This window comes from Halorussus salinus (assembly GCF_004765815.2).
In the GTDB taxonomy this organism is placed as follows: domain Archaea; phylum Halobacteriota; class Halobacteria; order Halobacteriales; family Haladaptataceae; genus Halorussus; species Halorussus salinus.
This window is the reverse complement of the sequence record NZ_SBIS02000013.1, coordinates 189,089-205,188: the sequence shown is the minus strand read 5'-3', so window position 1 is coordinate 205,188 and position 16,100 is coordinate 189,089. Positions and strand designations below refer to the sequence as shown.

The 16,100-nt window shown below is 51.5% G+C and carries 11 protein-coding genes and 3 pseudogenes; 6 read left to right on the top strand and 8 right to left on the bottom strand.

All coding sequences use genetic code 11. From position 1 onward, the window contains the following. The coding region (locus EPL00_RS22810) for a transposase (protein WP_202932579.1) at window positions 1–151 on the bottom strand (151 nt) is incomplete at its 3' end. Window positions 152–330: 179 nt separating this feature from the next. On the opposite strand from EPL00_RS22810, the gene EPL00_RS24260 reads away from it, so the two are divergent. Both EPL00_RS24260 and EPL00_RS23960 read left to right on the top strand, forming a co-directional pair. Beyond that, entirely contained in the window at window positions 331–432 is a 102-nt protein-coding gene (locus EPL00_RS24260; RefSeq protein WP_162224319.1) for a hypothetical protein, read from the top strand. 727 nt (window positions 433–1,159) lie between these two features. Then, window positions 1,160–1,482, top strand: a pseudogene (locus EPL00_RS23960) (zinc ribbon domain-containing protein); the annotation flags it as partial. 618 nt (window positions 1,483–2,100) lie between these two features. Here the strand turns inward: EPL00_RS23960 and EPL00_RS24255 are convergent. The 3 genes from EPL00_RS24255 to EPL00_RS22785 all read right to left on the bottom strand — a co-directional run bounded on the left by EPL00_RS24255 (window position 2,101) and on the right by EPL00_RS22785 (window position 5,408). Beyond that, window positions 2,101–2,727 carry a hypothetical protein gene (locus tag EPL00_RS24255; RefSeq protein ID WP_135855066.1) on the bottom strand — a complete coding sequence of 209 codons (627 nt, stop codon included), beginning with the start codon at window positions 2,725–2,727 and terminating at the stop codon, window positions 2,101–2,103. 319 nt (window positions 2,728–3,046) lie between these two features. After that, complete coding sequence (locus EPL00_RS23725) at window positions 3,047–4,699, bottom strand: BGTF surface domain-containing protein (RefSeq protein WP_202932753.1); 1,653 nt, start codon at window positions 4,697–4,699, stop codon at window positions 3,047–3,049. A gap of 169 nt (window positions 4,700–4,868) precedes the next feature. Next, the gene (locus tag EPL00_RS22785) at window positions 4,869–5,408 is read right to left on the bottom strand and encodes a hypothetical protein (RefSeq protein WP_135855065.1); all 540 of its coding nucleotides are present in this window, start codon (window positions 5,406–5,408) and stop codon (window positions 4,869–4,871) included. Between the two features lie 662 nt (window positions 5,409–6,070). Here EPL00_RS22785 and EPL00_RS23955 point away from each other — a divergent pair. Then, a pseudogene (locus EPL00_RS23955) lies at window positions 6,071–6,504 on the top strand (DDE-type integrase/transposase/recombinase); the annotation flags it as partial. Between the two features lie 135 nt (window positions 6,505–6,639). Here the strand turns inward: EPL00_RS23955 and EPL00_RS24350 are convergent. From EPL00_RS24350 to EPL00_RS22770, 3 genes and pseudogenes are all read right to left on the bottom strand, one after another. Next, window positions 6,640–7,533: a hypothetical protein gene (locus EPL00_RS24350; RefSeq protein ID WP_449405139.1), complete on the bottom strand. Its 894-nt coding sequence runs from the start codon at window positions 7,531–7,533 to the stop codon at window positions 6,640–6,642. Between the two features lie 75 nt (window positions 7,534–7,608). After that, window positions 7,609–8,031: pseudogene (locus EPL00_RS24345) on the bottom strand (archaellin/type IV pilin N-terminal domain-containing protein); the annotation flags it as partial. A gap of 180 nt (window positions 8,032–8,211) precedes the next feature. After that, the gene (locus tag EPL00_RS22770; RefSeq protein WP_135855062.1) at window positions 8,212–9,849 is read right to left on the bottom strand and encodes a rhomboid family protein; all 1,638 of its coding nucleotides are present in this window, start codon (window positions 9,847–9,849) and stop codon (window positions 8,212–8,214) included. 145 nt (window positions 9,850–9,994) lie between these two features. Between EPL00_RS22770 and EPL00_RS22765 the strand changes: the two genes are divergently transcribed. From EPL00_RS22765 to EPL00_RS22755, 3 genes are all read left to right on the top strand, one after another. Then, window positions 9,995–10,936, top strand: coding sequence for a homing endonuclease associated repeat-containing protein (locus EPL00_RS22765; RefSeq protein ID WP_135855061.1), 942 nt, complete (start codon window positions 9,995–9,997; stop codon window positions 10,934–10,936). A 449-nt stretch (window positions 10,937–11,385) separates the two neighbouring features. Next, window positions 11,386–13,338 (top strand): ABC transporter permease, encoded by a 1,953-nt coding sequence (locus EPL00_RS22760; RefSeq protein WP_135855060.1) that lies wholly within the window; start codon window positions 11,386–11,388, stop codon window positions 13,336–13,338. A 1,070-nt stretch (window positions 13,339–14,408) separates the two neighbouring features. Continuing rightward, window positions 14,409–14,960, top strand: a complete 552-nt coding sequence (locus tag EPL00_RS22755; RefSeq protein ID WP_135855059.1) for a homing endonuclease associated repeat-containing protein — start codon at window positions 14,409–14,411, stop codon at window positions 14,958–14,960. Between the two features lie 279 nt (window positions 14,961–15,239). Here the strand turns inward: EPL00_RS22755 and EPL00_RS22750 are convergent, their stop codons facing one another. Then, entirely contained in the window at window positions 15,240–16,094 is an 855-nt protein-coding gene (locus tag EPL00_RS22750) for a hypothetical protein (RefSeq protein WP_135855058.1), read from the bottom strand. Window positions 16,095–16,100 lie beyond the last annotated feature (6 nt).

Genomic DNA, 16,100 nt, shown 5'->3' with positions numbered 1-16,100 from the left:
CGCCGAAGTCCTCGGAGATGTCGCTGGCAATCTCACCGATTCGTTCTGCGATTTCGTCGGTGAGTAGGTCTGCGCGGTACTTCGTGACGGTCACGAAGTGATATTGGAGCGCGTAGACCGTGTGCGACCCAGTTTCGAGATTGTACTTCATTTGGCCGTACTGATTTCTATATACCCAATTCTAATAAAGGTTCGTTGTCGTGGGGTATTCGGCCTGCAACCGACCGTGGTTCGTGTAGGAGTTGTCGGCTTCATGCCCGCCCTAAAGGGCGGGATTCTCGCCTTGAAAAAAGATAGGGCCGATTCGAAGACAAAGCTACCGAGACAGGGATTCACGTCGAGTACGTTAACGCGGCGTACCCTTCACAGATGTGCCATGCATGCAACCGCCTCGGTCGGCAGGATTACAACGGAATTCGTGTGTCCACATGACGATTATCGCGTCTCGGAGTTCCAAGCAGATGTCAACCTGGCGGAGAATATCGTCAGTCACGCGAACCGATCTGGGAAGAGAACGTCCGTTGGGAACCCGGACGCGATGGCTCCCCTCAGGATTGAAGCGCCCTGACAGCGCCATAGTCCACCATGAGACAAGCGAGAAATCTTCGCAGATGAGGCTCACGGCCTACTCGGCCTGTAACCTGCTAAACCGTATTCCTACTATGTAGGAGGTCTTGCCGTTACCTCGGGGAGGATATCACCTCTGGAAAATCGAAAACGGGTGTTCGTCTCGATGGTTAGATGGGCGGTATTGTCTGGAGTAGGCGATGATAGATTAACTATTTCACTGTCTCTTGATGGGATGAAGGCGATAACAGAAGCCTTATTAAATAAATGTGGTAAGAGTTGGCTGGCGGCAATCAGACAACCTGTGCTCAACGCGTGCCACCGCATGTTGCTCTGCCGCCCTCCTTCGTCACATACCACTCCCTTTCCCCTGTCCTCAAGAGGTCGCGAAGAACGCCAGCGGCACGTGGCGAAGAGCAGGCTACTCTTCTCGCCAGTGGGCGACGAGGAGGCCAGCAAACACAGCAAAGACGGTCAGGGGAAGTCCGAAGCCCGGAATACTTCCTCCGTCACCTTCGCTCTGCGTTGTACTGCCATCGCTCTGGGCAGTATCAGTCGTGCCTTCTCCGTCGGAGTTAGTAGCCGAGGCTGTATTGACTCCGAGTACACAAGTCGGTGATGCCTGCTATGCGGACACACAGAGCAAGCGAACAGGAACAAGAAGCGGTTCAAGTGCACGGCTTGCGGGCATCAAGACCATAGCGACCGTGGTGCAAGCGTCAACATCGCCGTGAAGGACTTCGAGACACATCAGGACTGGAATGTGCCTGCTCTCAACAGCCTCCCACCGTGAGGAAGGTACGACGGCAGGCATCGGGGGCCGTGGACGCCCCGACCGCAACCCACTCGTCTGGCCGAGACAACCGTTACCCATCTCGAGGTGCGGCGTCAAGGACGGTGGGAGTGTCCGATTAAACTGCGGGAAGATAGAAGCCTCGGGGCTTGACCCGGAGGCGGTTCACGATGCTTACGGGTAAGAAACGAAGGCTGGACAGCAAACAGATTCAAACTTCCGGACAGTCATTCGCTAAGTGGTGTGCAAACTTCGATCCTAAGACTGTGTTCCCGCAGAAGTCGCACGTTTTTGACTCGCCGTCGTATCGTGAACCCCTGAACTCGGAGGAAGACACCTCCTCATCGTAATATGAAGGGACAACATCGCGGGCCATGTCTTGCCATTTTAGACCTTGTCCGCCGAGAGCTTGGACAAGACCACTAGATGACTTTGCCTCGACTAATTGTGGATTCGAGTCTAAGAACGCACGAAGAACGGCATCCCTTGTATGGCACTCAAGATAACAAACCGGCGTCGGTTTCCCCCCGAGAGGAGTTGCTGAGCCGGTTCCAGCACGGATTTGGAAGGTGAAGACACCACGTTCTTTGTCGCTCTGGGTTGGCGAACGTGGAAGTTCATCTCGCGGAGTCGGACCGTGCTCCGAAAGATAATCGAGATTCACATCCGAGGGCGGTCGTGGCACGAGTATATCGAGACAATCTTTCTAGCTCGAAATAAAACTTACTTAGTTCATGGGTCTAGTCTAATGAAACTCTTTTTTCGCCATTAAGTGAAGACGGAACGGTAAATCGGAGTGATTGCTGTGTTCCAGACGGCAAGATAATCTCGACAGTAACGGTTGTATTTGAATGGAGAACACCAGAATCCACTACCAGAGCAAATCGGTCTGAAGACTGTGTAAGAACCGGAACCGACCGATCGGAGTCTCGAAGTGCTTCAACCCCAAACGTAGATTTCGTGGGCGCTGGGCCATCTGCATACGTTACCATTGACGTTTCGTTAGGTTGAGTAACTCGGACAGTCGAGTTCCCGAGGCTAACTGCATCCGACTCCGAGCCCTTCTTCACGATAATCCGGATCGTCTCAACGGTCGCTGGTTGCGAGCTTGAATTCACTACCCCCGTTACAGCAACTACCGAGACACGGTTTGTTAGTTGCTGGTTCACATCGCCACTAGTCTGGCCGGTTTGAGATTGCAGAACGTCAGTCATTTCAAAAAACACGCCTGCGGTCGTCGCTGCAATAAGTAATGCCGCAATCAAAAGAACAAGCGCACCGATACTCACTTGCGCCCGTAACGCCGGACTCTCATGAGTCTCTCCCTCTGTTTGACGACATTTTTCGAGGACTTTCGTTGTCCTCATTCACAATCGAAAGGGGTTGTACTCTGCGTTCGTCCATGCTCAGTTCTCTGTACCGTCTCTTTTCGATGGCTCGTCTGAGACGGGAACGACGAGAGTCGAGATCGACTATATTTGTGCAAATGGGAGAGTTGGAGTTTAGAGAAGGAAGGGCGATTAGTTATCGATGGAAGATTAGTAACTGCTGTTGGTTCCATCAGCATAGTTACTAATCTTCCGTGCATATGGCTACTTCTGAACTAGGCCAATGTGAATGTACTGATTATGGAAATTAAGAGGTTAAATATATGATGTAAACATATGTCGTTAAACGTTTCTGGAACTACGCACGGCGCAGCATAAGGAGTAGTACACTCAACAGTCCCACCAGTGAACTCATAGCTGTGAACCCGGGGATACTCTGGCCGGATTCTTTTGGCCGTTGCGTGAGCGATTCATTTATCGCCCGCTGAGTAATCACGTCTTTTGTCGTAGTAGTCGGTGTCTGAGTAGTGGCCGTGGTCTTAGTTGTGGTCTGGGTCGTCGTTGTTGTAGTTGGTGTTGAGACGGTGCTAATCGTCGTGATTGTCGGCGGTGTTTCAGTGAGAACTGCGGGTACCGTCTTGTTGTACTCCGGAATCCGAATTGAGAGGTTGCCCTTCGGTGAAGCGTCACTGAGATCGAAGTTGACGGCGAACTCACCAGTCTGCGTCACCACAACCTGTTTCGTTTTCGTGAACCGCGTAGCCCCTTCTTTGTACTTCGCTTGCACCTCGAATTGAGATCCCGGTTCTAGTTTAGCTTCACCCGCAATCTTCGCGTCCTCCTGGAGATTGATACTGTCGCCAGTATAGTTGAGTCGCACGTCCCACGCTCGGACAGCCTTATAGGATTTCTTTTGGTCCGGAAGCGTGAATATGACCCTATCACCACGCCGTACGTTACTCAGGTCGAACGTGACGGCAAACGTTTGATTCATTCGCACTTCAGTTTCTTTCGTCTCAAGGATTGGTGGGACACCATCGTATTTTGCAGTGACATTAATTGTCTCGCCCGGAAGGAGTGTCGTCGTCCCCCGAAGGGTTGCTGTTGAATTAACAACCATCGGATTACTTGAGTATTCAACGTTTACCTGTGGCTCAATTACTGTGAAGTTAGTCGTGATTGATTCAGGGTACTCAATAAAAGGAGAATTCCCCTTGGCGCTCACGTTCACTCGATAAGTCGAGCCAGCATTAATCCCATGACGACCAGTATTCACAAAGAGATACAGCGCATCCTCCTGCTGGACACTCTCAAACGTCCTAACCTCGCTCGAATCGAATGTATGAGGCTGCTTATTTATATCTGGATTCACCTCGGTGAACGTCGCTGAGAATAGATCTGAGGCATTCGCACCACTCCGAAGGAAACCATCATTGAACCCAGAGGTATTTACCCGAAATGCCACCCACCGACCCTGTGGCACAGTCGCGTTTTCACCGGCATCAATAGGAATAGCATTCGACAACTCACTCGGCCGTTCTACGTCTTTCATTCCATTCGAGGCCGGAGCAATCCACGTATCAATGTCATCAACAAATTTCGACTCTCCATATGGTTCGATAATAAACTTCCCGCGGGCGACCTCACGCCCATTAATAGTAATATTCATATCGTACGTCGTCGCCGCAAGTGGTCTGCCAAACTGACGGCGGGCAGTCTGTTCAATTTGGCCACCTGAGACTATATCATCTATATTTGTCTGGTACGTGTCAAGAGTGACTTCGGTAGATCCACTAAAATTCATCTGCACCCAGAATCCGTTCTCAGGCGACCCAAGATTCAATGTGGCCTGAGAGTCAGCTGCCGCCGAAATGTTAATTTTTTCTCCACGGGTACCCCGAACTACCGTCTCGGAGAAACTTCCAGTTGGCACACTCAGAGAAGCTTGATTAGGAGTTTCACTCGTCGATCCAGCTATAACAGGAGGAGATACCGAGGCAGCAACAATCATACATGCGATAAATAACACAGTAAAGCGCATGTTCAGTAAAGAACTCATTGTCTATCTGTCTGGTAGTTATACAACCGGAGTATGTAAATCTAAGTGTTACTAACTGAGTAGTAGGCGCTTTATTTCACATATCGCTCCGATAGTAAATGAGAGGCACCGCCGACTATTCTCAACTCTTCCTGTACTGTCGACAAATTAGGCCAACGACTACAGACACAGAAAAGAGGAGAGCAAAGAGTGCAAATTCGCTTCGGTCAAACGGGCCGCCAAGCTCAACAGGAGGCTCTGACCGGACCTCAATAGTCTCAATCTCAGAAGTACCATATACTTTGCCGGAATCAGCATCAGAGACCAGCACACGGAATCCATGAATACCCGGCGTAGACCCATTCAACGATGTCGAGACAGTACGTGTCTCTCCAGGCATAAGCGTCGGTTTGCCAAGCTGATAGATACTGGTTGTATTATTCGGCCCAGCCGTATTCAAAGTCACAACCGCCGACACCGGCTCTGACCCTTTATTTTCGAGAACAACCGAAATATTTCCCTTCTCGCCTACTAATAACATTCCAGGTGATACGGACAAATCATTTACACACACTTTAGAAGAATTCTCCGTAGTACAAGACTTTTCAGCCACTCCTGACCCAGAAACCAAGAAGGTAGCCACTAAAAGGAACGCGATGAGAGATCCCGTCTTTATGTTCATATCTTCGGCATCAAAGTCAAAGTACTAAAGCCTGCCCCTTGTGTAGTTATGCGGATATTCATTTAAGTACTTAAAACAATTTGTTGTCTAAAAGGTTAGGGGGAAGTCATAGACTAATCGCGTTTATATTCGCTAACGAGTCTTCACAGGAAGTTTTACCATGTTGTAGCTCTTAAATACGGGCAAATTAATCTCAGCTATTAAGTAGGTAGCAAAGTCCTATGGGTTCCTGTAGGTTTGAAAGAATCGCCCGAGAAATGATCAGGTGACGTTTTTCTCACCTCAGCTAGCCGTGGTTATGAGCGTCTCATCTTCTCCCGGCAGGTGGTATGGAGTGGATGCGTCAACACCGCCTGCCTTGTTAACAGTCAAGGAAGAATTTCTTGGGGTAAGCTGCACTTCGCTACTACCGTATTGGAACAATGTATATTTAAAACAAATACTATAAGTTTAGACTTCTTACGTCATTCTAATTATTATATTGGATATATATAAAATATTTTAATTATAAATATACTGGCCGTGGGTATGGCGAGATCTAAGATCGTGTTCTCAAAGGTTAGAACCATGAGTGTCATCCCCATAGCTATAATTGATAATCAACATAGGATCTAGCAATTGCCAAATTTTGAGTGAAAGAAGGAAATCCAATGCTGAATACAGTACATCGGCTGTCTGACAGCGTTTCTGACTCGCTGTCGGCGCAGCCGACGCGCGTCGCAATCGACGAGACCACTGTCCGGATTAACGGTGAGTGATAGTGGGTATATGCTGCAATCGACCTCGACACGAGAGTGCTGCTCGATGCCACGTGTTTGGACGACGAGGCACCAATCCGGTGGTTGCGTTCCTCCACGGTCTCACCAAGAAACACGATTGTTCGGAAACTGCGGTTCTCGCCGATGGCTTTGGTTATCAAACTGCCCTCTCTCGATTAAGACTGAGCGGGCGGCTTGGCTATGCGGACCGAAACCTCATCGAAAAGTGGTTTCATACCCTGCAGATGCGGATCAATCGTTTTTATTCATTGTTGGTGGTCAATCAGCGGAGCGTCCGCCAGTGGCTTGCATCGTTCGTCCATTATTATAATTTCTAGCGACCGCACCCAGCGCTCGCTGAACAACGCCGGTTGAGAAGGAAAACTAGACGGTGACGTTCAGTCAAGTTGTATGAAACATCTGAATAATTGCCAGCCAATAAAATGAGAGTCGAAAGGAAGGCAGAAAGCAGGCTACAGGTTGACTGCTTCCTTGTTTGCCAGCGAATCCGGCACGCGAATCTGCACGACCTTCGTCGCGCCAGACTGCGTCGTAATCTTTAGCGTCGCCGTCGAACCTGCATCGAGGGTTCCAGGGTTGACCGTAAGCTTGAACCGGTCGCCGGAGGAGAGGACAGGCGCCGTGTCGTCGTCATCTTGAACCGCGCTGATCGTGAACGACTCGTCCTCTTGTGCTGCGTCGGAACTGTAGGTCAGCGAGTGACTGCCGTCGGGCGCGGTGAACGAGATGATCGTTCCGCTCATGTCGATATCGCCCGCACCGGCACCGCGGAGAACGACGAGATTGACCTCCGAGATTTGAGCGGACGTGTCCGTTTCGCTAGTCGCCCGATATGCGAGGGTCTGAGTCGCTGCGGGAGTCCCAGAGGCCACGGAGACAGATTCGCCACTATTTTCCAGGACTACGTTCTCTGTGAACTGAAGCACGTTGTCCGTAGTTGAGTCGGAGTCGACAGTGATCGAGTTCCCGTTCGGGCCGGTGAACTTAACTTTCTCTTCACCAGCGGTACCGCCTTGGAACGAACCGATCACACCGGTTTCGTCGAGGATTTCGACTTCCACGGTCACTGAGTCGCCATCAGTATCTAACTGAAGCGTCTCGCCACCGCTACCTTCTCGCAGCGACACCGAGGAAGACTGTGACGAGACAGTGAATTCGCCACCATCGAGAATTTCGATGGAGGACGACCCTGACTCGATAGTGTACTCTGCCGTAACTTCTTCGATGCTGAAGCTGGGGGATCCAGTCACAGCCGAACCGCTCACACCTTCAACGTTACTTGTACCTTCAACTGGGATGGAGAATGTACCGCCACCAGTGTTCTGAAGTGCATCGCCACTTTCAATCAGTAGGGTCTTTCCATTATGGTTAAGCTCAAAGGCTGTTTCGTTAATTGGGTTAACAGTGAACGACTCCTGAGAGCCTTGTGATAACGTGAGTTCTGTGGTACTCGAAGAAGTAGTCAGCACCACGTCTCCGGCGGAACCCGTACTTTCCGCGAGAGTCACTGACGTTTCTCCGACGACATGACCGCCACTTCCACCAGCGGTCAGTTCCACTCGCACCTCAGAGTTCTCTGAAGTCGCACTTGCCGTCACCACACCGGTCTTACTCACAACCTGCAATTGGTTCGTGACTTGTGAGCTTGCTTCTTCGCCGGTCTGCTGTGATTTGGATTGTAGGAAGCCTGCCGTGTTGATGAGGACACCCGCGGCGATTGCGGCCACGAGTACCATAGCGATGAACACGATCAGGGTGCCGATACCCACTTGACCGCGTTCCCATGTGTCGGGGAGGCGGTCGTCGATCCGCTCGAACGGTTTTTTGAGTGTATCTCGTATCATTATTCTCACAAGCATCCTGGTCGGATGCTTGACTATCTCGCTCTTTAGACAGGAGGCACAAATAACTATAGGTCGAATATCAGCGATGATAATCCGAACAATTCAACTATTCACATATTCAAGATAAGCGATGGAAATAGCCGGACAATGAACGAGCATCCCGTTCTGTCCGTTCCTATGCTAAATATCTCTACAGTACCGACTCATGATAGTCCTGAAGAGTATTGGTAGTGGTTGATATTTCTCCCATTCTGGAATCCAGAGTTGAGGTGAGGATACACGCGGCTGATCAGAGAGACTAAGTTGGAATTGCTGTAGGTAGTCTTGGTTCACCATCGGTTTCTGTATTTGAACTGTAAGCACATACTCTGTCGATGGTAATCGACGGTGTTCTCGTGGCTGTACTGGCGAAGACGAAGTCTCAAATTCGGTTTCATCGCTGGCACGTAGCCATGTGTAGGTTTGATAGTCGAAATGATCAGGACTGCCAGATGGTCGAGTTCGAATTGTTCCATCAGGAGTTGTGGGCATGGAGAACGAACCCTGGTTTGCGATTTTCTGTTCGGTCTTAGGGTTCAGTACTCGAGACCGCGGAACGAAAGTAGTGCTAAGATACGTGTCGGCAATTGGAATCGAGACAGATTGCCAATCTTCCTCAGAGCTAAGCAAAGAAATCGTCCCTGAAACCGATTGGTTATGTTCTGATTCTGGTGTTGGCTGTAACGTCATCTGGACTTCCAGTGGACCAATCGCTGGGTCGTAATCGAACTGGAGGTAATGTCTCAAGACAGGTCGGACGAACGCCTGTTGTGTTTCAACAGGAAGCCGAGACTGAGGCAGTCGTTCGGGAACAATGGACTGGGTAAGTCCAATTGTGACGGACTCACGAAGCACCTGACCGGGTTTCCGACCGTCGTTTTCTCCCGAGAAACCGACCGTGTTCCGTCGGATGCTCTCTATCGACTCCGTATGGAGAAGAACGCCACCGTGCACGATGAGCGTGAATGTGTAGCCGCCACCAAGACCGACACCATGGACGATGATATTAGGAACACCTGCGACAGAGTCCGGACGAGGGAACAGCAAAATTGTGAGTGCAGCGAGCGCGACCCAACCCCCGAGGATGAGACCGGCTGCAGGACCATGGTTCCACAGCCAACTCCGAATACCAGAGTCTTCACCTTCGCTTCGACTACGTAAATCGACGAAGAGCACTCCACAACCGAGTGCGATACTCCCGCCAAGTAAGCCCTTTATCCAAAGGAGTCCTGATGGGCGATGATACTGAATGAGAACCGTCAACAGTGACAACACAACAAGCAAAGTTCCAATTAGTGCTGGTTGGCCACTGTGTCGGGTGACAAAATACCAAGTGAGAAATCCGAATAAGAGGCCTGCAAATGCGCCGACAAGGCCGGAAAATCCGAGCGAGCTCTGTGCTGTGATTCCGGCAACTAAATGAGTGAACCCAAGATCAGTCGCAATCGCAAGCGGAATCGGGAACAATAGTAGGATACCAACGACACACATCCAGAAGCGTCGGCGATTATCCTGGGCTACCGCAAGAAGCCATGCGGGGAGAATGGCTATCGCGTACCCAATGAGGTTTCCCAACAGATGTGAAGTCGATTGATGAACAAATGCTGAGGTCCATATCGTGATGAGAGAAGGCTCAGAGTGAACAAATATGTAGTTCGCGCGCACGTGCGTAGGCACCCCAAAATGAATTCCGGCTAGTCCACCAGCAATACAGAGGAGACCGATAAGATCACCAATCAGGCCAACTACGGGGATATTACTTTGGGTGGGCCCTTCCATCGTTTGTCGCTAGAAGGACCGTTTCATCGTACCCATTTAGAATTTGGTTTAATCGGGAGATACGAGCGTCCATCAGAAACACTATACATAACTGGACTGGAATAGCCATAGATTTTTATTGTTTCGCTTGCCAGTCAGTTTGTAGATGCCGCATTTGTCGGATGAGGAGTTGATTGAAGAATTAGGGGTGCTTGCGTGGCGGTTGCAGCGGCTTCCACGAGCAAAGGATATGCAGACTATTGGGCGGTATTCCGCTGAGACATACATGAATCGGTTTGGTTCGTGGGTAGCGGCACTTGAGGCTGCAGGGGTCGCTGACCGTAGGGAACCGAATCTCTCTCAGCCACGTCTGCAACGCCATCTCCAAGACTTGGGTGACGAACTTAGTCGGACGCCGACTCGTGCTGACCTCAAAGAGGAGGGCGAACTCTCTCCATGGGTGTTTGTTGATAATTTCAAATCGTGGCGGGCAGCGCTCGAACGCGCCGGTTTCAATATTGTGCCGCGGACGTCGCCTGCAGAAGCAACAGTGACACACAATCGACTCCGAACATTCCTCGTCAACATCGCTGATGAAATCGGCCGCACACCATCAGAGGATGAACTCGATCGATATGGGGACTTTGCAAGCGAGATTTATTGTTCGGCATTCGGGTCATGGGATGACGCCCTGCAACTCGCAGGTCTCACAGAACACTCTATGCATGGTGCGCCGACCTACTCAACCAATGAGTTACTCACTCATCTCCGTGAGTTAGCAACAGATCTCGGGGAAACACCGACTACCCGTGAAATGAATACAATCGGAAAGCACGGAGCAGATACGTATCGCAAGCGGTTTGGCAGCTGGAATGACGCACTCGAAAAAGCAGGGCTCACATCGACGAGAGCGTCGTCACTCCCTCCGGCAGATGCCTTACTTACGGAGCTTCGACAACTCAAGGCGGAACTTGGGCGGCCACCAACTCCCGCAGAGATGCGTCAGCAAGGCAAACTCAACCCTGAATTATACCTTATTAAGTTCGGTTCGTGGACTCATGCTGTCAGGGAAGCAGGATACAATTCGGATGATGCATGGAAGCGGTAGCGAGATGTGCCAGTCAGGGACGGATTTGTTCAGATTAGCTACTTTCATGCAAAAGCGAGCATTTGCAACCACTTTTCACTGGAAGCAGTGGGGAGAGTAGACGGATATAACCACCCGTCCATCATGTATGCGAATTAGCGGAAATAGTGGGGTCCCCGCTTATCAAATACCCGACTGAGTTAACCAACATGAGGCGGGCTCCTCGTTCACTTGTTGGTTAATACTCTCGGCACTCTCGTTTGTCCTTCCTATGGATAAAATAAAGTACCTTGGGGGGAGAGTCACGCTTACTCAACCAATGGCTATGTGCGCGCGAACGAATATTTCTGTTACCTATCGCAAGCCAAAGGCAAACTCGCGTGGACCACGCTTGTTGAATACCATTTCTGTGGAGAATGGGATTGCAATCTTAACGCAAAAAGAAAACCCTGCGCCGGAGATGTAGAACGATGGATAAGGACAATGTGTTGCGGATTGCAAAGTGGGAGATAACACGGAACAGCGGGCAGTTTGATCGCCGGACGTTGGCGGTTGGTGGAATTCTCCTCCTGCTGTTAGCGATTTTATTGCCGATGGTTGCGGGGCAAGGAGTCACTGTCGATCAGGGAATATACCGTGTCGGCGTGTCTGAAGATAGCCGATACTACGACATCGCCTCACAGGACCCAACGTTCACAGTTGTCGAACCGAGTGCAGAGAAACTTCAAGCCGATGCGATTGATATCCTCATCGTCTCCGAAAAACAGGTGGTGATTAGTGATACGCCGAAAGGGAGGGCTGCACTATCCGAGTTCCGGGACACGGTCAAGCGGTATAACGACCAGCAAATGAGGGGTGAGCAGGATCAGGCTGCTGCGTTCCCAGTACAGGTCTCGCTTGAGTACGCTGAGCAGAATCCACAAACCCAGATAGGGGACACTCAAGCGGATAGACAAACAGCGAATCCAGGGACAACTGCCAGCGATAGCCAGCAGACGAACCAAGACGACTCAGCGACACAGGTTCGGACGAAGACGACACAGGTAGGAAGCGTCTCTGAGGGAACAGCGTCTGGGACCGAAGGGAGTCCAACGACTCAAAGCGGTATCACGGATGGGGAGAACGCTGGGGCTCAATCGTCGAATGGGTCGCTTCCTGCCTCGGATGGCGGTAGCAGTGGCGGTGGCTCGTTGTTCAGCGATAATGGCGAAGCGGGAACGCCATCCGGTATTACGCCACCGTTCCCATTCGAATCGTTGGTGCTCGCGTTTGCGTTCATCCTGCCGATGAACTTCGTGATTCAAGCGTACGCAAGCAGCATCATGGATGAACGCATCAATGACCGAGGTGAACTGCTACTGGTATCGCCAGTCTCACCCGGTGATATCATCGCTGGGAAGACGCTGCCGTACTTGCTCGGAATGGTGGTGATTGCGACAGTCACTGCGATTGGAATTCTCGTAGCGACGCCCGCCGGTGCGAGTGGAGTTATTGCTGGGTCTGCTGCGGTCATCACAGCAGTCTTGGCGGTGATTCCAATTGCACTCCTGTATCTCGGCAGTGCGTTCGTCAGCGCGATGTTCGCTCGCTCGTTCAAGGAACTCACCTTTGTCACGGTCTCGCTCTCCGTGTTCCTGACGTCGTATGCGTTCATCCCCGCGATCTTCACAAACGTCCATCCGATTGCCGCAATCTCACCGCTGACACTCGTCGTCCATACGCTCCGAGAAACCAGTGTTTCTCTCGGTGACTATGCCTTCTCGACGCTCCCATTATTCTTGAGTTCGGGCGTGCTGTTCGCACTCGGCCGTGGCGTCTACCGTGAAGAGGATATGTTCACTCAGCGTCCAGTCCCCCTGAAATTCCTTGACGCACTCAATAGTCAACTTACGGGGCCACGGAGTGTCGCAAAACTGAGCGCGCTTTCGATTCCGTTTGTCTTCGTCGGCGAACTACTCGCGGTCGCAATCTTATTCGCCCTGCCAATCCAGCTTTCACTGCCTGTTCTCTTGGTGGTCATCGCGGCAATCGAGGAACTGGCGAAAAGCGCACACATTTATGCTGGATTCGCTCACGACCGCTTCGATCGGTCGCTCCGGACAGTCGGCCTCCTCGGGAGTCTATCTGGACTCGGCTTTTTCCTCGGTGAAAAAGCGACCGCGGTCGCCCAACTAGTAGGACTACCGCAGCTTGATCTCGGTCGTGCTGCGTTCGGCACAGCGACCGGCCTTGGTGTGTCTCAATCACCGATTGTACTCCTCGGGCTTTTGTTCGCTCCTCTTGGCCTGCACGTGGTGACCGCGACGCTTACTGCCTACGGCGCACGCCAAACCCGCTATTGGTATGCGGGCCTGCTTGTGTGTGCGACACTCCTTCACGCGGCCTATAATCTCGTTGTTGTCACGCAGCTCGGCACGATTTGACCTCGTGTTCGGGTATTCGGCCCGATGGTGTCGAAACCTTTTCCCACCAGACTTGTGAGTGGCCAGCTAAGAGCAATGGCCGTACTTGTCTCGCCTCCCGATTTAGCTCGGACATACAATCCCCAATCGTACGAAGATGCTTGGGAGACCGTCGAGGATTACCAGCGAATCTTAGAGTACACTGGTCGGCATCCGAACAAGGGGTCGTCGGCAGTTGCCTCGAATTTCAATCTCCCCCGTGGTCGTGTCCATCCATGGATGAATGGGAGTCGTCCGGCTCCCGTTCGGGCGATTCAGATCGCAGAAGAACACGAGTGGCTGCCACTCAGTACCGATGATGGCCTCTTCCCATCGTTCAATCGGCTTGTAGCGTGGATTTTTTCTCGAGGCTCAATTTCGGAGGCTGAATACGCCCCGATGTTCACCTGTCACCATGAAGATGAGCGAGAGCGACTCACTGGAATCTTCGATACGCTAGATATCAACTACACGTGGTATCACGAAGAGTCAACAGACCGAGCCACAGAAGCCCGGATTTCGGAACACCGTACCATTGTTGGCCGACTCCTGTTCTTGCTAGGAGCACCACTCGGACCCCGTGAAGATGCCACCACCCTTCCCACGTATCTCACACCACCCTCCAGCGCCGAATCGGAGGAAAGTATGACAACTAATGAGGTACGCAGTCATGCTCGAACATTTGCAGAGACGTATTTAGCAAATACGGCTCAATATTGGGCCTGGGAGGATGGCTTTGTGGTCCGGCATGAAGACCGGTCTGCTGAGTACCTCCAGTCGCTCGCACGAATTTTTGAATTCGCTGCCGACGATTCTCCTGTCGAAGTTAACCCTGATTCGCTATTTTTGGCCTCGTCACTCGCTAAAGATCTCTGTTCACCACTCACGAAGAAAATGGATACGGAAACCACTAAGCCTACAGAGCAGGTATAAGAAATGGAATATATGCGGCCGTCTGCTAAGAAGGAAGACGAACAGATTATTTAAGTGGTGGTAGATGATTGAAATAGAAATTCTTACACGGGGTTGCTGACTCTGTACTCATACGGCCAATGACCCGTCCGATCTCGAAAACAGATCTTCTAGCAGCTCTCAAAGCGCTGGCAGGGGAGCTTGGACGGCCACCGACACGTGGTGAGATGGAAGCCGATGGTAAGTATTCGGCGACACCATATTATCGTGAATTCGGATCTTGGACTGCCGCTCTCAAGCATGCAGAGCTAAAGCCAAAATATCGACAAAAAATACCCGAGGAGAAACTGCTGACCGAACTTCAGAAGTTGGCAGATGAGCTTGGTCACTCACCACGAAAAGAAGAAATGGCGACACACGGTCCATTTTCCCCGAGCACATATCGTCGGCGATTCGGCTCTTGGAGAGCAGCACTCGAAAAAGCGGGACTCGACGAAGAAAGCCAGCAATCGTCCCAGAGAATTGACCGCAAAGAACTGCTCCGAGCCCTTCATCAACTCACTCGTGAGCTCGGACGACCGCCAACGCAATCCGATATGGACACAAAAGGCCCCTACTCAAGTGATGTCTATCATGACCGCTTTGGATCGTGGAACGAAGCTCTCTCCAAAGCTAATCTCAAACTAAATTGAAGGGGGAAAGTCCCGATGGCGACAATCAACGGTCAACGTGTGTCGCCCACGGATTTTCCGTGTACTACTCGGGTCCTAGAACACGACTGGCAGGTGACCGGTGGTATCGTCACAGTCTTCAGAGTCGCATTCAGTCCGCAGGCATTCTGCCTGCGGAACATCCATATCCACCATTCGCTATATATATTTCGATTATTAAAATATAATTTTATTTATACAACTATCTGCACCACCATATATCTAGCATGATTTTCCAGTCTTCAAAAAATCGGCTGAGAGTTAGCGGCGTCGGAACGCGACAATTAGACCGGCTATGAGAGCCGCCAGGGTGACGACAAGCAGGGAGACGGCCACAAGTCCTGGCCCCGAGTCGGTGGCTGCAGCCGTCAAATCGTCGCTTCGGTCCACTTTCTCCCCATCAGCAACAGTACTCGAGGACTCATTATCACCACTACCCGGCACACCGGTCGTAGTCCCGGCAGCCACCGTGTCTGAATGCTCGGTATCCGACACACCGGACGTCGTGTTGGCTGTCGTCGCGTCTGAACTCATCGCGTTACCCTGGTCACTACTGTCTGCATTGCTATTCCCGCCATCGGTATCGTCATCATTGTTCGTATCGCCACTCGTTTGAACATCAAGCGTCGCGTCCGGTGTCTCTGTCACCGTGTAGGCGTTACCATCCTCGTCGCCGAGTTCCGCTATGGAAAGCGATACGTCACTGTTGCCTGTTGCATCGCCTTCAACGGTGACAGTCGCAATGGTTACCGACCCAGTATCAGTCGTGTTCATCAGCGCAGCATCGATGCGAACCGACGAGTCATCGTCGGTGATGTTCACATCCTTGATTCGAGGGTCACCAGCGACTTCAACGCCCGTTATCGACGCGATCGACGGGTTCTCAAGTGTCACGTTCGCCGTGTAGACGCCGACGCCATCATCGGCGCTCTCGACCACCACCTCGAACGTCGTGGTATCGCCGACAGTGACCTGTTCGCTTGTCGACGATAGGCTGACTGCCGTGCTAGCTGTGGGTCCAGCCGCTGCGGTCAGCGACCCGAACGCAATAAGGCTCACGAGGGCGATCGCTATCGCCTGCGACGCGCTGAATCGTGACTTGTTGTTTCCCATCATGATTGC